Source organism: Paracoccus onchidii (genome assembly GCF_028294535.1).
In the GTDB taxonomy this organism is placed as follows: Bacteria; Pseudomonadota; Alphaproteobacteria; order Rhodobacterales; family Rhodobacteraceae; genus Paracoccus; species Paracoccus onchidii.
In genome coordinates this window covers 213,960-232,215 of sequence record NZ_JAQBIE010000004.1, presented here as the reverse complement: position 1 = coordinate 232,215, position 18,256 = coordinate 213,960, and the positions used below count along the sequence as shown (strand labels likewise).

The following is an 18,256-nucleotide window of genomic DNA, read 5'->3' as shown; positions in this document are numbered from 1 at the left end:
GACCTCTTCACAACCGTCCCCGACCTCACGGAAAAGCTGTAACCGCTTCTTCTTCGAAACAAATACCCAAAGGGGAACCGCCAAGGACGACGGGGCAAAAACCCCCTCCCCAAAACAACCGCCCCTTCGGGGGCGGTTTTGCATTGCGGCAAGGCACGCCGGGCCCTATCGTCGCCGCGATCAAGACGTAAGGTGCAAAGATGGCGATACAATCGGTTGGCGTAATCGGCGCAGGTCAGATGGGCAACGGCATCGCCCATGTCTTCGCGCTTGCCGGATTCGACGTTTTGCTCAGCGATGTCAGTCGCGAGGCATTGGACAAAGCCATTTCGCTGATCGATCGCAACATCGAGCGGCAGGTCAGCAAGGGACGCATTTCTTCCGAGGACAAGCAATCTGCCCTCGCGCGGATCAAGACAACACTGAACCTGCCCGATCTTGGCCAGACCGATCTGGTGATCGAGGCCGCAACCGAACGGGAATCGGTCAAGCAGGCGATCTTCGAAGATCTTCAGCCCCACTTGCAGCCGCACACAATCCTGACCTCGAACACTTCGTCCATTTCGATCACGCGCCTTGCCAGCCGCACGGATCGACCGGAAAAATTCATGGGCTTCCATTTCATGAACCCGGTGCCGGTGATGCAGCTGGTCGAACTGATCCGCGGCATCGCCACGGACGAGGCCACCTACAAGGCCCTGCACGAGGTGGTCGGCAAGCTCGGCAAGACCGCCGCCAGCGCCGAGGATTTCCCGGCCTTCATCGTCAACCGCATCCTGATGCCGATGATCAACGAGGCGGTCTATACGCTCTATGAAGGCGTCGGCAATGTCCGCTCGATCGACGAGTCGATGAAACTGGGGGCAAATCATCCGATGGGCCCGCTGGAACTGGCCGATTTCATCGGATTGGATACCTGTCTTGCGATCATGAACGTGCTGCATGACGGACTGGCCGATACCAAGTATCGCCCCTGCCCGCTGCTGACCAAATATGTCGAGGCCGGTTGGCTGGGGCGCAAGAGCGGCCGGGGCTTCTATGATTATCGCGGCGAGACGCCTGTACCGACAAGATAGTCGCATTCTGACGGTCGTGGGTTGAAAATCGGTTATTGACTGGTCAGACAATCAATAATCGATCGACATCCAATCGGAGGAAACCTGATGAGACATGTTCGCATGACGATCCTTGCCGCCTTGCTGGCCGGGGTGGCGGCCCCGGCATTCGCCAATGATGCAGCCAGTTGCGCGACCGTGCGCTATTCAGGCCCGGGTTGGACCGACATCGCCGCGACAAACGGCATTGCCGCAGTTCTGTTCGAAGCGCTGGGTTACACCCCGGATATCGCAACCCTGTCGGTCCCTGTCGGCTATGAGGCGCTGAAAAACGGCCAGACCGATATGTTCTTGGGTAACTGGCTGCCCGCTCAGCAGAAGTTCCGCGAGGATTTGGACGCCAATGGCGGCATCGAGGAACTGGTGCAAAACCTGTCCGGCGCCAAGTTCACCCTGGCTGTCAACAAGCCCGGCGCTGATGCGGGGGTCATGGATTTCGCCGATCTCGACGCGCATAAGGACGCGTTTGACGGCAAGATTTACGGTATCGAGCCCGGCGCCCCGGCCAATCAGTCCATTCAGGCAATGATCGATGCGGATGAATTCGGACTGGGCGACTGGACCCTGGTCGAAAGCGGCGAGCAGGCCATGCTGGCCCAGGTGGGGCGCAACGAAACGGCCGGCACGCCCTCGGTCTTTCTGGCCTGGGCACCTCATCCGATGAACGAGGCGATCGACATCACCTATCTGTCCGGCGGTGACGCCTATTTCGGTCCTGATTTTGGCGGCGCGACCATTCACACTCTGGCCCGCAGCGAATGGGTTGAAACCTGCCCGAACGCCGCAAAATTCCTGCGGCAGCTGGTCTTCGATGTCCCAATGGAGAACATCCTGATGGGCAAGATCCTGAATGACGGCCTTGCCCCCACCGAGGCGGCAGTCGAATGGATTGCCGAAAATCCCGAGCGTCTTGGCCCATGGCTTGAAGGCGTGACGACCCTGTCCGGGGAACCCGGACTGGACGCCGTCATGGCAGCGGTGGCAGAATGAAACCGAATATCCTGATCCTCATGGTCGATCAGCTTTCTGGCGTGCTGTTTCCAGATGGCCCGGCGGATTTTCTGCACACGCCCAACCTTCGCAAACTGGCGGAACGCTCTGCGCGTTTCTCGAACGCCTATACGGGCAGCCCGCTATGCGGCCCGGCGCGTGCCAGCTTTGTGTCGGGCCAGCTTCCTTCGCGCACCGGTGTCTATGACAACGCGGCAGAGTTCGCCTCGGATATTCCGACCTATGCGCATCACCTGCGCCGCGCCGGATACCAGACCTGCCTTAGCGGCAAGATGCACTTTGTCGGCGCCGATCAATTACATGGCTATGAAGAAAGGCTGACCACCGATGTCTATCCCGCCGATTTCGGCTGGACGCCCGATTATCGCAAGCCGGGCGAACGGATAGATTGGTGGTATCACAACATGGGTTCCGTGACGGGCGCCGGGGTAGCCGAGATAACCAACCAGTTGGAATTCGACGACGAAGTGGCCTATAACGCCTGCCGCAAGCTGTATGATCTGGCACGCGGTCAGGATGATCGCCCCTGGTGCCTGACCGTCAGCTTTACCCACCCACATGACCCCTATGTCGCACGGCGCAAATACTGGGATCTGTATGAGGGCGCGGCCGAGCTCGAACCGCCCGAACGAGTGCCCTATGATCGGCAGGACCCGCATTCGCAACGCCTGATGGACGCGAATGATTGGCAAAACTTTGACATCTCGGATGATCAGATTCGCCGCGCGCGCCAAGGGTATTTCGCGAATATCAGCTATGTCGACGACAAGATCGGCGAGATTCTGGATGTTCTCGAACGAACCGGACAAGAAGCCATTGTCGTCTTTCTTTCGGATCATGGCGACATGCTGGGCGAACATGGGCTGTGGTTCAAAATGAGCTTCTATGAGGGCTCGGCCCGCGTCCCGCTGATGATTGCCGCACCCGATTTGCCAACGGGTCGCGTCGACCAGCCAGTCAGCACAATCGACATCGTTCCGACAATCTGCGACCTGGCGGGGCTGGACATGTCTTTGGTGATGCCATGGACCGACGGCGAATCCTTGGCCGATGCCGGCGAGGGGCGCGGCCCCGTTCCGATGGAATACGCCGCCGAAGGCAGCATTGCCCCCCTGATCGCGCTACGCGCCGGGCGGTTCAAATACATCGCCTGCCAAGCCGATCCCGAGCAATTGTTCGATCTGGATACCGACCCCGCCGAGCGGAACAACCTGGCGGCGGATCCTGAATATGCCGCGCAATTGCAAGAAATGCGCGATATGGCGGCCAATCGCTGGGATCTGGAAAAATTCGACGCAGAAGTCCGCGCATCTCAGGCCCGCCGTTGGGTGGTATACGAGGCCCTGCGCAACGGGAAATACAGCCCGTGGGACCACCAACCATTCCTCGATTCCAGCCAACGGTACATGCGCAACCACATGGACCTGAACGTACTGGAGGAAAACCAGCGTTTTCCGCGCGGACAATAGGCGAAGGGGCCGGCTGATCCGGCCCCATCCATCCTTTGGGATCAGTTGCCCGGCTTGGCGTCGCGCTGTTCCATGAACTGATCGAATTCGGCCTTGTCCTTGGCTTCCCGCAACTTTTGCAGGAATTCGATGAACTCGCCATGCTCATCTTCCAGACGTTTCAGCGTTTCTTCGCGATAGGCATCAAAGGCCGTGTTGCCGGTCGGCGCCGCGGAATAGCGCGGGTGATGACTGCGTTTACTGCATCCGAACATGCGTTTGCTCCAGATCATATATCCAAGAATGGCCAGCCCGATTGGCCAGAACGCCACAAAGCCAAGAATCATGGCCACGATCCAGGCCGGGCGTCCCCTTTCATCCAACCAATCACGGGCACGTCCAAACGGGCCAGAGGCGCGCGACGTCAACGTCTGGGCTGGAATGGTCTGCGATGCGCTGTGCATCCTGGTGATCTCCCTATGTTAATGTTAATCACATTTACATAGATGGGGGCCAATCTGATCGGTTCAAGATCTTCGACCGAAAAAATCAGTCCGTGATCAAGCCAAGTCCACGAAGATAGATGATCACACCGCTTTCCAGCATCTGCGATGGTTCGATCGAGCTGCGACCGCCGGGCTTTCCGCGTGAAAACAGCTCGACCACGCCGTGGCTAAGCGCCCAGATATGATTGGCGACCATCCGCGATGGCGGGCGACGTTCAGGCGCGATTCTGCTGGCCAGGGCATCGGCGGCACGCACCAGCACACCCTGCGCCCGATCCGACGCCGCAGACAGTTCCGAATTTCCGGCAATCGAAATGCCGGATTCAAACATCGCCATATAGAAACCGGGGCGATCATTGGCAAAATCAAGATAGGCCTGCCCCATCCGCAAAAATGCTGTCAGGGCAGTCGGCGCGCCATCGTCAAAAGCCAATTCCAAGCGCTCGGAGAATTCCAGAAAGCCTTGGCGCGCAACCTCTTCGATCAGGTCATCCCGTCCCTTGAAATGACGATAAGGTGCTGCCGCCGAGACGCCTGCCCGGCGCGCAGCCTCGGACATGGTGAACGCTTGTGGGCCGACGTCCTCGATCAATGCGGCGGTCGCATCAACCAGGGCCTGTTTGAGATTGCCGTGATGATAGGATTTGCGCTCTGCCACGCCGGTCCTACATGCCTTCGCCGAAGTAATCCGCAACAAGCGCCTCGAGCGCGTCCGCAAGCGCGATGGCGTCCGGCCCTTCGGTGGTCACCCTGATCGAGGTGCCGCGCGGCGCAGTCAACATCAGCAGGCCCATGATCGAATCGCCAGAAACGCTCATCCCGTCCTTTTCGACCTGCGCCGAGGCGGAAAACCCTTCGACAATATCGACGAACTTGGCACTGGCGCGGGCATGCAGACCCTTTTCATTGATGATCGAAAGCTCGCGCGTCACGGATTGCGTCATGAAACAGGCGTTCCCGCATTGAATACGGCCTCGGCGGGCACATTATATGAATTGATATATTTCCTGCCGGCTTCCTTGGCAAAGCCGACAGCATCGGGAACCGATAGATGTCGCGATTTGGCCAGTTTCACCAGCATCGGCAGGTTGGCACCGTAAAGAATGCTGCGATCCCGCATCGCACAGGCCGGCAATGACAGGTTCGAAGGCGATCCGCCAAACAGGTCGGTCACCACGATAACACCATCACCATCATCCACTGCGTTCGCGGCATCCTGAATTTCAAGCGTTTTCGCCCTGCGATCATGGTCATCCTCGATCGCGACCGCCGCAATGCCATGCTGAGGACCCACAACATGTTCGACGGCGGAAAGATATTCCCGCGCAAGACCGCCATGCGCTACGATGACAATACCAATCAACGCGTCTCACCCAAAGCAGGCGCTTCGCGACGCCCTGCACCTGTCTGGCCGCCGGCATGGGTTGCAGCCCCTTCCGACATGATATCGCCGACCGATACGGGCGCCGGCATCCGGCGCTCTAGTTCCCTATGTCTTATTGACACCGGCCAGCCGGCATCTGCAAGCGCGACCGCCATCTTTTCCGCCAAAGTGACGGAACGGTGTTGCCCCCCGGTACACCCGAAGCCAACCGAAAGATGTGATTTCCCTTCATCCAGATGCGCGGGCAGCAGAAAAAGCAGCAAATCGCGGATCCGGTCAAAGAACTCTGCGAATCGGGGGTCGCTGGCAACATATGACTGCACTTCTGCGTTCCGGCCGGTCAGCTGGCGCAGCGCCGTGTTCCAATGTGGATTGGCCAGGCATCGACAGTCAAACATCAGATCCACGCCGCGCGGCACCCCGCGCTTATAGCTGAAGGAATGCAACGATACGGTCAGCCGGGCATCGGGTCGGATATCGAACCAGCGATTCAGCTCGGCCTTCAGATCATGCGGGGTCAGTTCCGACGTATCCAGCAACACATCGGCACGTGCGCGGATCGGGGATAATAGATCGCTTTCAGCGGACACCCCGGACATGGGCGAGCTGTCCCGCGCCAGCGGATGACGGCGCCGCGTTTCATTGTATCGGCGAACCAGCACATCGGGGTCGCAATCCAGAAACAGGACTTCGGGCGCATAATCGGGATGTCGTGTCAGGCGGTCGATCAGCTCGATCACATTGGAGGCCGAAAAATCGCGATTGCGCACATCCAGCCCCAAGGCCAGCGGATCCGGACGCACCGGCCCGTCCAGCAGACGCGGAATCAGCGACAAGGGCAGGTTATCGATCGCCTCGAAGCCAAGATCTTCCAGCACATTGATCGCTGTGGACCGCCCGGCCCCGGACGGCCCCGTTACCAGAACCAGCCGCTGCGCCTGTTCGCGCGGGTCAGCAACATTTTCTGCGGTCAAGCTAGAATCCGCCATGAACGCCCTCCGATACTCCTTCCGATAATCCAGTCACAGGACACGCCCGGCCAGCAGGAATTGCCGCAAAGCAGCATAAAGATGCGACCGATACGGGCCAATGACAAGGGGCAGCGCCACCCCGAGCAGTTCAAGACTGCGTTCAGGCGGAAGGCGCTCATCACCCTGCTGACCAAGATCGACAACGACCTGAAGTTGAACTGAACTGATATGTTCCGCTGCCAGGATTCCGACACCACGCGCCTCGATCCGGCCTTGCAAGGCATCAGGACAGGTCGCGATGATGGCATTTCCGGCACGGCGGATATCGGTGCGATCATCGGCGACCAATTGCGCCCCCACCGCCATAAGTTGCAAGGCAAGCGTAGACTTGCCCGCCCCTGACGGGCCGACAATCAGCAATCCGCGCCCATTCAACGATATGGTCGTACCATGCAACTGGTCCATGCGAATCACCTCCTGTCCTGATTCTCATCGCGAATGGTTAATTTTCCGCACTCCGGTTCTATAGAACGTTCTTGTTGGCGTTAACATGTTGTGTTTGCGCTACCGTTTGCGCTCCCTCACTTTTTTGACTCTCGCTCGGTGCTATAGCCCGCTCATACTGCGTCATGGAACTGTCGCAGGTTCACAGGAAGTCAGGAGCGTTAAGACATGAGCACGCGTGTAAACCCAAATTGCCGGCTGGAAGATCAAGGTTTCGAAGGCCTCGGCCGGGTTTATTACAACCTGCTGGAACCTGCCCTCATGACCGAAGCGGTGTCGCGCGGGGAAGGCAAACTGGGGCTGGGCGGTACCTTCCTGGTCTCGACCGGCGCGCATACCGGCCGATCGCCCAAGGACAAATTCGTGGTGCGCACCCCCTCTGTCGAAGAATCGATCTGGTGGGAAAACAATGCCCCGATGGCGCCTGACGCCTTCGACCGGCTGCATGCCGACATGCTGGCGCACATGAAGGGCCGAGACTATTTTGTCCAGGACCTGTTCGGCGGCGCGGATCCGGACGAAAGACTGGATGTGCGCGTGGTGACAGAACTGGCCTGGCACGGCCTGTTCATCCGCCACATGCTGCGTCGCCCGAAAGGCGACGAACTGGCCGGCTTCGTGCCTGAATTCACGGTCATCAACTGCCCCAGCTTCAAGGCGGACCCATCCCGCCACGGCTGCCGCAGCGAAACCGTCATCGCATTGAATTTCGACAAGAAACTTATCCTGATCGGCAACACCGCATATGCGGGCGAGAACAAGAAATCGGTCTTTGCACTGCTGAACTACATTCTGCCGGCCAAGGGCATCATGCCGATGCATTGCAGCGCCAATCACGCGCCCGGAAATCCCGATGATTCGGCGGTGTTCTTCGGCCTGTCGGGCACCGGGAAAACCACGCTTTCCGCCGCCCCCGACCGCGTTCTCATCGGTGATGATGAACATGGCTGGTCCGATAAGGGCATCTTCAACTTCGAAGGCGGTTGCTACGCCAAGACGATCAACCTGTCACCCAAAGCCGAGCCCGAGATTTTTTCAACGACGTCTCGCTTTGGCACCGTCATCGAAAACATGGTGCATGACGAAGACACGCTTGAGCTGGATTTCGAAGACAATTCGATCACCGACAACATGCGCTGCGCCTACCCCTTGGACGCGATCTCGAATGCCTCCCCGACCAGCATCGGCGGCCACCCCAGGAATGTCATCATGCTGACATGCGATGCCTATGGCGTTCTGCCGCCAATCGCACGGCTGACACCTGCACAGGCCATGTATCACTTCCTCTCGGGTTTCACCTCGAAGACCCCTGGCACCGAGGTCGGCATTTCGGAACCCATCCCGACCTTCTCGACCTGCTTCGGCGCCCCGTTCATGCCGCGTCGCCCCGAGGTTTATGGCAAGCTTCTGGCGGACAAGATCGCCCAGCACGGCGCCTCTTGCTGGCTGGTCAACACCGGCTGGACCGGTGGCGCGTTTGGCACCGGCAGCCGGATGCCGATCAAGGCAACGCGCGCCCTGCTTGCCGCCGCGCTGGACGGCAGCCTGAATGACGCCCGCTTCCGCAAGGACCCCAATTTCGGCTTCGAAGTGCCGGTCAGCGTGCCCGGCGTCACAGATGATTTGCTCGATCCGCGACGCACCTGGAATGACCCGGCGGCCTATGACGCCCAGGCAAGCAAACTTGTCCAGATGTTCAGCGACAACTTTGCCCAGTATCTGGAAGGGATCGACGACGAAGTGCGGGCCGCAGCCATTGGCTAAGCTGGCACGCGTTCAAGAATATCAAAGGCCGCGCGAATGCGCGGCCTTTTTTCATATTGCCGGGTGGCCAGCGGCCACCCGGCAATATGGTCGCTCAGCGCATCAGCCGATTTTGCCGCCACCCTGCTTGGTGATCGCGACAACAGACGGACGCACCGGCATGGCGTCATCGAAATCAGGCCAGCGCGTCGACAGGTCTTCGTAATAGGACGGGCGTCCGAATTCTTCCCAATCCTCACCACCGTCTGCCGGGTGCTGGACCGCCACAAAGAAGGTGCTCATATCCGCAGTCGGGCACGGCCCGCACAGTTCGGCACCGATCGGCACCCGATAGAACAGGCGCGAAGTTCCGCGCGCCGCACCCTCGGTATCCATCGCCCACAGCCCATCGGTCCGGCCGGTTTTAGAGGGCGAATTGCCATCGGTCGAAACCCACAGGCGTCCATCGGAATCGATCGCGCAATTGTCGGGCATTCCGAACCAGCCATCCTCGGTCGTCTCGGTCGAGAATGTCGCCCCGACCTCGGCAATCGACGGATCTCCGCATTGCACCAGAATTTCCCAGGTGCCCTTGGTCGCGGCGATGTCTTCGTTGTCCTCGACGATCTCGATGATATGGCCAAAGGCATTGTCGACACGCGGATTGGCGGCATTTGCCTCTTCGCGTTTGGTGTTGTTGGTCAACATGACATAGGCCCGCCCGGTATCGGCATTGGGCTGGATGTCTTCGGGACGATCCATTGGCGTGGCTTCCAGAAGATCGGCCGCACGGCGGGTCTCGATCAGGACATCCGCCTGGCTCTCGAAACCATTTTCAGCCGTCAGTGGGCCTTCGCCCTGAACCAGGGGCAACCAGGTCACACTGCCATCTTCATCAAAGCGCGCAACATAAAGGATACCGTCATCCAACAGGTCCATATTGGCGGCGCGATCATCGGGATTGTAGGTGCCGGTGGTCACGAACTTGTAGACGTAATCGAACCGTTCATCATCGCCCAGATAGAACACGACGCGCCCGTCCTTGGCGACGGCGCTTTCCGCGCCTTCATGCTTGAAGCGGCCAAGCGCCGTGCGTTTCTTCGGGGTCGAATTGGGATCGTTGACATCAACCTCGACGATCCAGCCAAAGCGGTTCGGCTCATTCGGCTCTTTACTCAGGTCGAAACGATCGTGGAACTTGCCCCAATCATAACTGCCGCCCGGAACGCCCACACGTTCGTAATTGGCCGCCTCGCGGTGATCGGCGGGCAGCTCGCCGATGAAATAGCCGTGAAAATTCTCTTCCGCCATGATGTAGGTGCCCCAAGGGGTCACGCCGCCGGCGCAGTTGTTGATCGTGCCCAGAACCTTGGTGCCGCTGGGATCCGCATTTGTTTGCATCCGGGCGTGACCTGCCGCCGGACCCGCGATTTCCATTTCGGTCTTGGCGGTAATGCGGCGGTTCTGCTTGCCTTCCAGAACCGGCTGCCATTTGCCATCGACCTTGCGGATCTCGACAACGCTGCCGCCATGGGCCGCCATCTCGATATTGACGCGGTCTTCGGTGGCCTCGGCAATGCTGATATCGCCGTCGGTGACCTTGATGATCCCCGGGAACATCAGGTGTTCATTGGTATATTCGTGATTGACCACCAGCAGACCGTGATCGTCGGCATCGTCCAGCGCAATGAACCCAACGAAGTCGTTGTTATAGCCGAATTGCCGTTCCTGCGCGGCTTCGGACTGGTTGGCGGGATCGAATTCCGGCGCATCCGCAAAGATCTTGTCACCCCAGCGCAGCAACACATCTGCATCATAGCCTTGGGCCACGTGATGATCGGCATCAACGCCGGCCTTCACCTCGGTGAAATCGAACTTGCTGCCCTCGACCACACCCTGCGCATGGGCATCATCGGCGGCCAACAATGCCATTGGACTGACCGTCGCCGAAATGGCGACCGATGCCATCGAGCCGCGCAGGAAGCCGCGGCGTGAAAAACGGGCGGCGATGATTTCGCCCATCGTGCGGTTGCCTGTCGGGTTCAGGCCCGGGCCGTCGGCCTCTTCAAGCTGGCTGGTCCTGAAAACGTGGCGGGAAGAATCCTGATCGCTCATGGCGGTCTCCTGGCTGATCGTAAAGAAACCCGCCATTGGCGGGCTTGTCCGGGCCGGAGATAGGCCCATCCCGTGACAGCTTTGCGACAGAACAGCGAAGCTTTTGGGACAGCACCTCAACAACGCCTCAAACGACAAACGCCCACCTGTTCGGGCGGGCGTCTTAGCAGGTTTCTTCCTGTCAGCTCAGAGTCCCAGACAGTGCCGCATCACCGCCTTCTGGGCATGCAAACGGTTTTCGGCCTCATCCCAGATGACCGAATGCGGACCATCCATGACCGCACTTGTCACTTCGTCTTCGCGATGCGCGGGCAGGCAGTGCATGAACAGCGAATCGGGCTTTGCATGCGACATCAACTCTTCGTTGACCTGATAGCCGCGCAACTGGTTGTGACGCCGCTCCTTGGCCGATTGCGGGTCATGCATGCTGACCCAGGTATCCGCAAAGACCAGATCCGCGCCCTGCACGGCCTTGACCGGGTCGCGTTCGATCGCCACCTGAACACCCTGCGCCCGCGCAAAGTCCAAAGCCTCGGCCTCGGGGTCAAGCTGCGGGGGGCCGGTGAACGTGAAATCAAACCCGAACTGTCCCGCCGCATGGGCGACACTGGCGCAAACATTGTTGCCATCGCCGACCCAGACGGTTTTCTTGCCCGCAATCGGCCCGCGATGTTCCTCGAATGTCATGACATCGGCCATGATCTGGCAGGGATGGGTGCGGTTCGTCAGACCGTTGATCACCGGAACATCGGCATATTCCGCCATCTCTTGCAACGTGGCTTCCTCGAATGTCCGAATCATGATCAGATCGACATAGCGCGACAGGACCCGTGCGGTATCCGCAATGGTTTCGCCGTGCCCCAGCTGCATCTCGCTGCCGGACAGCACCATGGTCTGGCCACCCATCTGACGCACGCCTACATCAAAGCTGACACGCGTTCGTGTCGAAGGTTTCTCGAAAATCAAAGCCACCATGCGACCGGCCAGGGGCTGGCTGTCGTCGGCGGCTCCCTTGGGGCGATCCTTGCGCGCGGATTTCATCGCATGCGCCTGATCGATAATTGACCTCAGATCGTCCTTTGACGTGGTATGGATATCCAGAAAATGCTTCATCATTCTTGTCTTTCAGCGGTTTCGAGCAGCAAGCCTGCTTGCCTCGCCGGGGTCAAGCGAAATGCGGCTGCCGGCTGCACCGCAGGCATGGCCGGCGATACAGGTTCAGGCGATGGTGTTTTCTCATCGCAAGCGCGCAAGCCAACAGGCATTTGCCGTCCCGCCGCCCTGCCCCGGTTTCAGCTCAGGCATCAAGGCCGTCCGCCGCGCGATCAAGACGCGCAACCGCTTCGGCGATTTCATCATCGTCGATGTTCAGGGGCGGCAACAATCTCAGCGTGTTGTCCGCCGCCGGAACGGTCAGGATATGCTGCGCATACCCTGCCTCGACCAGCTTGACCGGCGAAACCTTGCATTTCAGGCCCAGCATCAACCCCTGCCCCCGAACGGATTCGAAGACGTCGGGATGGCTGGCGACCAGCCCCTCGAGCTTTTGCCGCATCAACGCGGCCTTGCGGCCGACCTCGGCCAGAAAGGCATCATCGGCAACGATATCCATGACCGTTGCACCAACCGCACATGCCAACGGGTTGCCCCCATAGGTCGAGCCATGCGTGCCCGCCGACATCGGCCCGGCGGCCTTTTCCGAGGCCAGCACCGCGCCCAACGGAAAGCCGCCGCCGATACCCTTGGCCACCATCATGATATCAGGGACGATCCCGGCATATTCATGGGCAAACAAGCGACCGGTCCGGCCCATGCCGCTTTGAACCTCATCCAGCACCAGCAGGGCACCGGTCTTGTCGCACAGGGCACGAATTTCGCGCAGATCTTCATCCGCAATCGGGCGAATTCCACCTTCGCCCTGCACCGGCTCGATCAGGACGGCGGCGGTCTTGTCGCTGATTGCGGCCTTCAGCGCCTCCATGTCGCCCCAGGGCAACTGCCGGAAACCGGGCATCAACGGACCGAACCCCGCGACCAACTTTTCAGACCCTGCAGCAGCAATCGCACCGGTCGAGCGGCCGTGGAAAGCACCTTCGAAGGTCAGAATTTCGATCCGGTCGGGTTGGGCGGCCGCATCCCAGAACTTGCGCACCATCTTGATTGCCAGCTCTGCGGCTTCGGTGCCAGAGTTCGTGAAGAAAACCGTATCCGCAAAGGTCTTGTCGACCAGCATATCCGCCAGCTTTTCCTGTTCTGGAATCTGGTACAGATTCGAAACATGCCAGATTTTGCCGGCTTGCCGGGTCAGTGCCGCGACAAGATCAGGATGGGCATGGCCCAGCACATTGACCGCGATTCCCGCCCCGAGATCCAGGTATCGGGTCCCGTCGGTGGCGATGGCCCAGGCCCCCTCCCCCCGTTCAAAGGCAAGAGATGCGCGATTATAGGTCGGCAGGACATGCGAAATCATGGCGGATTCCCCGAATGGCATGACAAATTGTGATGGACAGAAAGGATCGGACGGTGACGAAACGTCAACGTCGGGGACGGGCGATTATGGCGGTCCAAACGATCATGAAGCCGCCAATAGCGCGATTTTCAGTCCCGCGCAATCACGCTTTCATCCGATATCCCGATTTGAACCAGCGCCAGCCAAGCCCCAGCACACAGGCCACGGCCACCGCACATACCAGGAAGCCCCGCAGCGGCGGCGCGTCGCTGACGCCCGTGACGCCATAGCGTGCTCCATCAATCAGATAAAAGATCGGATTCCAGTGCGACAGCGTGCGAAAGGGTTCGGGCAAGGCATCGACCGAATAGAAAGTGCCGGACAGAAAGGACAATGGCGTGATCAGGAAGTTCGTGATTGCCGCCATCTGGTCGAATTTCTGTGCCAGAATACCAGCCAGAATACCCAAGCCGCCCAATAGCAATGCCGCCAACAGCACAAAGGTAATCGCCCATAGCGGATGCGCGATACCAGCCCCTGTCACGACGACCATTCCCGTTCCGATCACCGTCGCAACCAACCCCGCACGCACCACCGAGCCGGTCAGATAGCCTGCAAGCAATTCTCCGGCCGACAGGGGCGGCATCAATGTATCGACGATATTGCCCTGCACCTTTGCCGAGGTGATCGAACTGGAGGTATTGGCAAACGCGTTCTGGATAACCGTCATCATCAGGATGCCCGGTCCCAGGAATTGCAAATAGGGAAGGCCCATGATTTCGCCCCTCCCTTGTCCCAAAGCCAGCGCAAAGACCAGCACGAACAGGGCCGCCGTCATCAGCGGTGCAAAGATGGTTTGCTGCCACACCGCCATGAAGCGCATGACTTCGCGGCGCGCCAAAGTGTACAGCCCCAGCCAGTTGACGTGGCCAAAGCGGCGCACCCCCATCGCGGGTTGATCGTTCATTCTGATGCGTTCCATGTTGGCAGTCCTTGAATTCCCGCGTCTCAAACGCTAAATCTCGGCATCCCGTTTCTGACGGGGTAAACCGTAGGTTTCAAGATGGGGCGGCAGGTCAGACCCGCCCGGAAAGGCAGCCATGTCCTGGACGGATGAACGTGTCGAGACCCTGAAACGCATGTGGAGCGAAGGCCAGTCGGCCAGCGCCATCGCCAAGGAATTGGGCGGCGTGACCCGAAACGCCGTCATCGGCAAGGTGCACCGTCTGGGCCTGTCCAACCGCACCGAAGAGGCCGAGGCCGCACCGACGCCCGAGCCCACCCCGGAAAAGAAGGCCGAGAAAAAGCCGGCGCCTTCGCCAAAGCCCGCGCCGGCACCCGCGGCGGAACCCGTCGCCGCCAAGCCCGAACCAGCAGCAGCCCAACCGGCAACGCAGCCTGCCTTCACCCCGGTGCCCCGCAGACCGATCGTGCCGGCGGGCCAGCCGCTGCCCCCGCAGCCTTCGGCAAATGAAATCAGCCCCGAAGCTCTGGCCTCGGTGCGCGAAGTCGAAAAGAAATCGCGCAAACTGACCCTGATGGAACTGACCGAGCGCACCTGCAAATGGCCAATCGGCGACCCCGCGACCGACAAGTTCTGGTTCTGCGGCCTGCCCAGCCAGCCGGGCAAGCCCTATTGCGAAGCCCATGTCGGCGTTGCGTTCCAGCCGATGAGTTCGCGCCGCGACCGCCGGCGCTGATCCCTTGGCCGGGTTCCCACGGCTGGCCGCGCTGGCCGTGACCCTGCGCGGTGATGATGTGCTGCTGGCGCGTCGTCGCAATCCGCCCGATGCGGGTCTGTGGGGGTTTCCGGGCGGCCATGTCGACCCCGGCGAAACCGCGCTGGATGCCGCCCGACGCGAATTGCAGGAAGAAACCGGAGTGCAGGCCAATCCCCTGCAATATCTGGACAATATCGATCTGATACTGCACGGACCCGATGGAAAGCTGCAGTTTCACTTCTTGCTTGCAGCCGTGCTGTGCGAATATGTGTCCGGCGAACCTGCTGCCGCCGATGATGCGCTGGACGCCGCCTGGTGCCCGATTGCGGATGTGCTGGCAGGCGCGCTGCCATTGTCGGCACATGTCCAGACGATCCTGAAGCTGGCACAAACCCGCCGCTTGGATGCAAACACGGCATTCTGCTGATCGCTGTTTCCGGTCAAGCCAGCATTCGCGGCGCAGGCCCACTTTTCTTCACCCGGCATCGCGGCTAGACAGGCGCCGACCGGAAAGGACGCATCGCAATGGCTCGCCACCTCATCACCTCTGCACTGCCCTATATCAATGGGATCAAGCATTTGGGGAATCTCGTCGGATCGCAGTTGCCTGCCGATCTGTATGCCCGTTACCTGCGGGCACGTGACAACGAGGTCATGTTCATCTGCGCCACCGACGAACACGGCACACCAGCCGAGCTGGCAGCCGCCAAAACCGGTGAGCCAGTCGCCGAGTATTGCGCCCGGATGCATCAGGAACAGGCCGCGCTGGCCAAAGGCTTCGGCCTTTCATTCGATCACTATGGTCGATCATCAAGCGATCGAAATCATGTCCTGACCCAACATTTCGCCGGGCAGTTGGCCAAGAACGAATTCATCCGCGAAGTGTCTGAAAAGCAGGTCTATTCGATCGATGACGGACGTTTCCTGCCGGATCGCTATATCGAAGGCACCTGCCCGAATTGCGGCTATGACAAGGCCCGCGGGGACCAATGCGAGAATTGCACCAAGCAGCTTGACCCGACTGACCTGATCGATCCCCGAAGCGCCATTTCCGGCAGCACCAATCTTGAGGTGCGCGAGACCAAGCATCTCTTTTTGCGTCAATCCGAACTGAAACAGCAGATCTCCGACTGGATCGACAGCAAGGCCGACTGGCCGATCCTGACGACCTCGATCGCGAAAAAATGGCTGAATGACGGCGATGGCCTGCAGGATCGCGGCATCACCCGTGATCTGAAATGGGGCATCCCCGTCAAACGCGGCGAAAACGACTGGCCGGGCATGGAGGGCAAGGTCTTCTATGTCTGGTTCGATGCACCTATCGAATATATCGCCGGAACTGCGGAATGGGCCGATTCAAACGGTCTGTCGGATGCGGACTGGCGTCGTTGGTGGCGCAATGACGAAGGTGCGCAGGATGTCACCTATACCCAGTTCATGGGCAAGGATAACGTGCCCTTCCACACGCTGTCCTTTCCCGCGACCCTGTTGGGATCGGCCGAGCCATGGAAGATGGTCGATTACATCAAGTCCTTCAACTATCTCACATATGATGGCGGCCAGTTCTCGACCAGCCAGGGCCGTGGTGTGTTCATGGACCACGCGCTTGAACTGTTGCCGGCGGATTACTGGCGCTGGTGGTTGCTGTCCCATGCCCCGGAATCGGGTGACAGTGAATTCACCTGGGAGAATTTCCAGCAATCCGTGAACAAGGACCTCGCGGATGTGTTGGGCAATTTTGTCAGCCGCATTACCAAGTTCTGCCGCTCGAAATTCGGCGAGGCGGTTCCCGAAGGCGGTGCCTATGGCACCGACGAAGCGGCTCTGATCGAGGCCCTGACCACGCGCCTGCGCGCCTATGAAGATGCGATGTCGCGGATGGAAGTGCGCAAGTCCGCGGCCGAACTGCGCGGCATCTGGGTTCTGGGGAACGAATATCTGCAAAGTGCCGCCCCATGGTCGACCTTCAAGACAGACCCGGACACCGCCGCCATGCAGGTGCGTCTGGGCCTGAATCTGATCCGGCTTTACGCGGTCCTGTCCGCCCCCTTTATCCCGTTTGCCGCAGACAGCATGCTGGCGGCAATGCAAAGCGATGATCGCAGCTGGCCCGACGATATTGCCGCCGCGCTTGGCACCCTGAATGCCGGTCACGCCTTTACGGTGCCCGATGTCCTTTTTGCCAAGATCACCGACGATCAGCGCGCCGAATGGCACGAGCGGTTCAAGGGCGCGCGCGCATAAACCCGTGGTGGACTTTCCGGTATGCAACCGCTTAGCTCAGGGCGAACCGGACAGGAGACACAGATGACACACTGCATCCTTATCGGCGCCCCTGTAGACGAGGGGCAGCGCCGGCCCGGTTGCCTGATGGGACCGGCGGCCTATCGCACCGCCGGCCTGGCGACCACTCTTGCTGCGCTGGGGCACACGACCGAGGATCGCGGCGATGTCATTCCCGCGCCACCCGGTCAGGAAAGCTGCGCGAATGCCGCTGTCCACCACCTGCCCGAAACGATTGCCTGGACCAATGCGATTCGCGCCGCGACCCAGGCCGCCATGCCCGACGGAATGCCGATCATCATGGGGGGGGATCACTCGCTTGCGCTCGGTTCGGTGGCGGGCATCGCCGCTTTTGCAGCTAGCCAGGGCCGGCCCCAATTCGTGATCTGGCTGGATGCCCATAGCGATTTTCATACGGTTACCTCGACCACATCGGGCAACCTTCACGGCACCCCGATGGCCTATGCGCATGGAAATGCCGGGTTTGATCCCTTTCCAGAATTTCCCGCCCCGATCCCGGGCGAAAACATCTGCATGTTCGGCATTCGCAGCGTCGATCCCGCCGAACATGCCGCCATGCAGCTGACCGACATTACCGTGAACGACATGCGGGTGCTGGACGAACAGGGCATCGTGGCACCGCTTCGCGATTTTCTTGACCGGGTCAAGGCCGCAAATGGCTTGCTGCATGTGTCGCTTGATGTGGATTTTCTGGACCCGTCCATTGCTCCGGCCGTGGGGACCACGGTGCCGGGCGGAACCACCTTCCGCGAGGCCCATCTGGTCATGGAGCTGTTGCATGAATCCGGGCTGGTCACATCGCTGGACCTTGTCGAGCTGAATCCGTTTCTCGATGAACGCGGCCGCACAGCCAAGCTGATGGTTGATCTTGTCGGGTCCCTGATGGGCCGCAAGGTTTTCGACCGGCCCACGCGCAGTTACGGCTAACCCGACGACAAGGGATTGAATACCCTAGGTTCCGCTTGATTATTCCCCACGGCTTGGC

General features: G+C 60.0%; 18 protein-coding genes. 8 read left to right on the top strand and 10 right to left on the bottom strand.

What is annotated here, in order from left to right; genetic code table 11:
- Positions 1 to 200: 200 nt before the first annotated feature.
- From PAF17_RS05120 to betC, 3 genes are all read left to right on the top strand, one after another.
- Positions 201 to 1,076, top strand: coding sequence for a 3-hydroxybutyryl-CoA dehydrogenase (locus PAF17_RS05120; RefSeq protein WP_271888004.1), 876 nt, complete (start codon positions 201 to 203; stop codon positions 1,074 to 1,076).
- An 87-nt stretch (positions 1,077 to 1,163) separates the two neighbouring features.
- Positions 1,164 to 2,105, top strand: a complete 942-nt coding sequence (gene choX / locus PAF17_RS05115; protein ID WP_271888003.1) for a choline ABC transporter substrate-binding protein — start codon at positions 1,164 to 1,166, stop codon at positions 2,103 to 2,105.
- Complete coding sequence (gene betC / locus PAF17_RS05110; protein WP_271888002.1) at positions 2,102 to 3,595, top strand: choline-sulfatase; 1,494 nt, start codon at positions 2,102 to 2,104, stop codon at positions 3,593 to 3,595. The genes choX and betC overlap by 4 nt, the downstream gene beginning before the upstream one ends.
- Positions 3,596 to 3,636: 41 nt before the next feature.
- Here the strand turns inward: betC and PAF17_RS05105 are convergent, their stop codons facing one another.
- The 6 genes from PAF17_RS05105 to PAF17_RS05080 all read right to left on the bottom strand — a co-directional run bounded on the left by PAF17_RS05105 (position 3,637) and on the right by PAF17_RS05080 (position 6,900).
- On the bottom strand, positions 3,637 to 4,038 hold the full coding sequence (locus tag PAF17_RS05105; protein WP_271888001.1) for a DUF2852 domain-containing protein: 402 nt from the start codon (positions 4,036 to 4,038) through the stop codon (positions 3,637 to 3,639).
- Positions 4,039 to 4,123: 85 nt separating this feature from the next.
- Complete coding sequence (locus PAF17_RS05100) at positions 4,124 to 4,738, bottom strand: TetR/AcrR family transcriptional regulator (protein WP_271888000.1); 615 nt, start codon at positions 4,736 to 4,738, stop codon at positions 4,124 to 4,126.
- A 7-nt stretch (positions 4,739 to 4,745) separates the two neighbouring features.
- The gene (locus PAF17_RS05095; RefSeq protein WP_271887999.1) at positions 4,746 to 5,024 is read right to left on the bottom strand and encodes an HPr family phosphocarrier protein; all 279 of its coding nucleotides are present in this window, start codon (positions 5,022 to 5,024) and stop codon (positions 4,746 to 4,748) included.
- Positions 5,021 to 5,443: a PTS sugar transporter subunit IIA gene (locus PAF17_RS05090; protein ID WP_271887998.1), complete on the bottom strand. Its 423-nt coding sequence runs from the start codon at positions 5,441 to 5,443 to the stop codon at positions 5,021 to 5,023. Before PAF17_RS05090 ends, PAF17_RS05095 begins: the two co-directional genes overlap by 4 nt.
- Positions 5,440 to 6,453 carry an RNase adapter RapZ gene (rapZ, locus tag PAF17_RS05085; protein WP_271887997.1) on the bottom strand — a complete coding sequence of 338 codons (1,014 nt, stop codon included), beginning with the start codon at positions 6,451 to 6,453 and terminating at the stop codon, positions 5,440 to 5,442. Before rapZ ends, PAF17_RS05090 begins: the two co-directional genes overlap by 4 nt.
- Positions 6,454 to 6,486: 33 nt before the next feature.
- Complete coding sequence (locus PAF17_RS05080) at positions 6,487 to 6,900, bottom strand: HPr kinase/phosphorylase (protein ID WP_271887996.1); 414 nt, start codon at positions 6,898 to 6,900, stop codon at positions 6,487 to 6,489.
- 207 nt (positions 6,901 to 7,107) lie between these two features.
- On the opposite strand from PAF17_RS05080, the gene PAF17_RS05075 reads away from it, so the two are divergent.
- On the top strand, positions 7,108 to 8,703 hold the full coding sequence (locus PAF17_RS05075; RefSeq protein ID WP_271887995.1) for a phosphoenolpyruvate carboxykinase: 1,596 nt from the start codon (positions 7,108 to 7,110) through the stop codon (positions 8,701 to 8,703).
- A gap of 102 nt (positions 8,704 to 8,805) precedes the next feature.
- On the opposite strand, the gene PAF17_RS05070 is transcribed toward PAF17_RS05075, so the two are convergent.
- The 4 genes from PAF17_RS05070 to PAF17_RS05055 form a co-directional block, all read right to left on the bottom strand.
- The gene (locus tag PAF17_RS05070) at positions 8,806 to 10,797 is read right to left on the bottom strand and encodes a PhoX family protein (RefSeq protein WP_271887994.1); all 1,992 of its coding nucleotides are present in this window, start codon (positions 10,795 to 10,797) and stop codon (positions 8,806 to 8,808) included.
- 186 nt (positions 10,798 to 10,983) lie between these two features.
- Positions 10,984 to 11,910 (bottom strand): ornithine carbamoyltransferase, encoded by a 927-nt coding sequence (gene argF / locus PAF17_RS05065; RefSeq protein WP_271887993.1) that lies wholly within the window; start codon positions 11,908 to 11,910, stop codon positions 10,984 to 10,986.
- A 184-nt stretch (positions 11,911 to 12,094) separates the two neighbouring features.
- A complete protein-coding gene (locus PAF17_RS05060) occupies positions 12,095 to 13,267 on the bottom strand; it encodes an aspartate aminotransferase family protein (RefSeq protein WP_271887992.1) in 1,173 nt (390 codons plus the stop codon).
- 142 nt (positions 13,268 to 13,409) lie between these two features.
- Positions 13,410 to 14,228 carry an ABC transporter permease gene (locus PAF17_RS05055; RefSeq protein ID WP_271887991.1) on the bottom strand — a complete coding sequence of 273 codons (819 nt, stop codon included), beginning with the start codon at positions 14,226 to 14,228 and terminating at the stop codon, positions 13,410 to 13,412.
- 118 nt (positions 14,229 to 14,346) lie between these two features.
- Here PAF17_RS05055 and PAF17_RS05050 point away from each other — a divergent pair, with 118 nt between their 5' ends.
- The 4 genes from PAF17_RS05050 (at position 14,347) to rocF (ending at position 18,198) form a co-directional block, all read left to right on the top strand.
- A complete protein-coding gene (locus PAF17_RS05050) occupies positions 14,347 to 14,946 on the top strand; it encodes a GcrA family cell cycle regulator (protein WP_271887990.1) in 600 nt (199 codons plus the stop codon).
- Between the two features lie 4 nt (positions 14,947 to 14,950).
- Complete coding sequence (locus PAF17_RS05045; protein WP_271887989.1) at positions 14,951 to 15,394, top strand: NUDIX hydrolase; 444 nt, start codon at positions 14,951 to 14,953, stop codon at positions 15,392 to 15,394.
- 98 nt (positions 15,395 to 15,492) lie between these two features.
- Positions 15,493 to 17,211, top strand: a complete 1,719-nt coding sequence (metG, locus tag PAF17_RS05040; RefSeq protein ID WP_271887988.1) for a methionine--tRNA ligase — start codon at positions 15,493 to 15,495, stop codon at positions 17,209 to 17,211.
- Between the two features lie 63 nt (positions 17,212 to 17,274).
- Positions 17,275 to 18,198, top strand: coding sequence for an arginase (gene rocF, locus PAF17_RS05035; RefSeq protein ID WP_271887987.1), 924 nt, complete (start codon positions 17,275 to 17,277; stop codon positions 18,196 to 18,198).
- Positions 18,199 to 18,256: the final 58 nt, after the last annotated feature.

Bases quoted from the DNA above. Each gene is read 5' to 3' on its own strand.
- rocF (WP_271887987.1), top strand. From the start codon at position 17,275: ATGACACACTGCATCCTTATCGGCGCCCCTGTAGACGAGGGGCAGCGC.
- PAF17_RS05080 (WP_271887996.1), bottom strand. From the start codon at position 6,900: ATGGACCAGTTGCATGGTACGACCATATCGTTGAATGGGCGCGGATTG.
- choX (WP_271888003.1), top strand. From the start codon at position 1,164: ATGAGACATGTTCGCATGACGATCCTTGCCGCCTTGCTGGCCGGGGTG.
- PAF17_RS05105 (WP_271888001.1), bottom strand. From the start codon at position 4,038: ATGCACAGCGCATCGCAGACCATTCCAGCCCAGACGTTGACGTCGCGC.
- argF (WP_271887993.1), bottom strand. From the start codon at position 11,910: ATGAAGCATTTTCTGGATATCCATACCACGTCAAAGGACGATCTGAGG.
- PAF17_RS05095 (WP_271887999.1), bottom strand. From the start codon at position 5,024: ATGACGCAATCCGTGACGCGCGAGCTTTCGATCATCAATGAAAAGGGT.
- PAF17_RS05120 (WP_271888004.1), top strand. From the start codon at position 201: ATGGCGATACAATCGGTTGGCGTAATCGGCGCAGGTCAGATGGGCAAC.
- PAF17_RS05075 (WP_271887995.1), top strand. From the start codon at position 7,108: ATGAGCACGCGTGTAAACCCAAATTGCCGGCTGGAAGATCAAGGTTTC.
- PAF17_RS05060 (WP_271887992.1), bottom strand. From the start codon at position 13,267: ATGATTTCGCATGTCCTGCCGACCTATAATCGCGCATCTCTTGCCTTT.
- PAF17_RS05050 (WP_271887990.1), top strand. From the start codon at position 14,347: ATGTCCTGGACGGATGAACGTGTCGAGACCCTGAAACGCATGTGGAGC.
- metG (WP_271887988.1), top strand. From the start codon at position 15,493: ATGGCTCGCCACCTCATCACCTCTGCACTGCCCTATATCAATGGGATC.
- betC (WP_271888002.1), top strand. From the start codon at position 2,102: ATGAAACCGAATATCCTGATCCTCATGGTCGATCAGCTTTCTGGCGTG.
- PAF17_RS05055 (WP_271887991.1), bottom strand. From the start codon at position 14,228: ATGGAACGCATCAGAATGAACGATCAACCCGCGATGGGGGTGCGCCGC.
- rapZ (WP_271887997.1), bottom strand. From the start codon at position 6,453: ATGGCGGATTCTAGCTTGACCGCAGAAAATGTTGCTGACCCGCGCGAA.
- PAF17_RS05070 (WP_271887994.1), bottom strand. From the start codon at position 10,797: ATGAGCGATCAGGATTCTTCCCGCCACGTTTTCAGGACCAGCCAGCTT.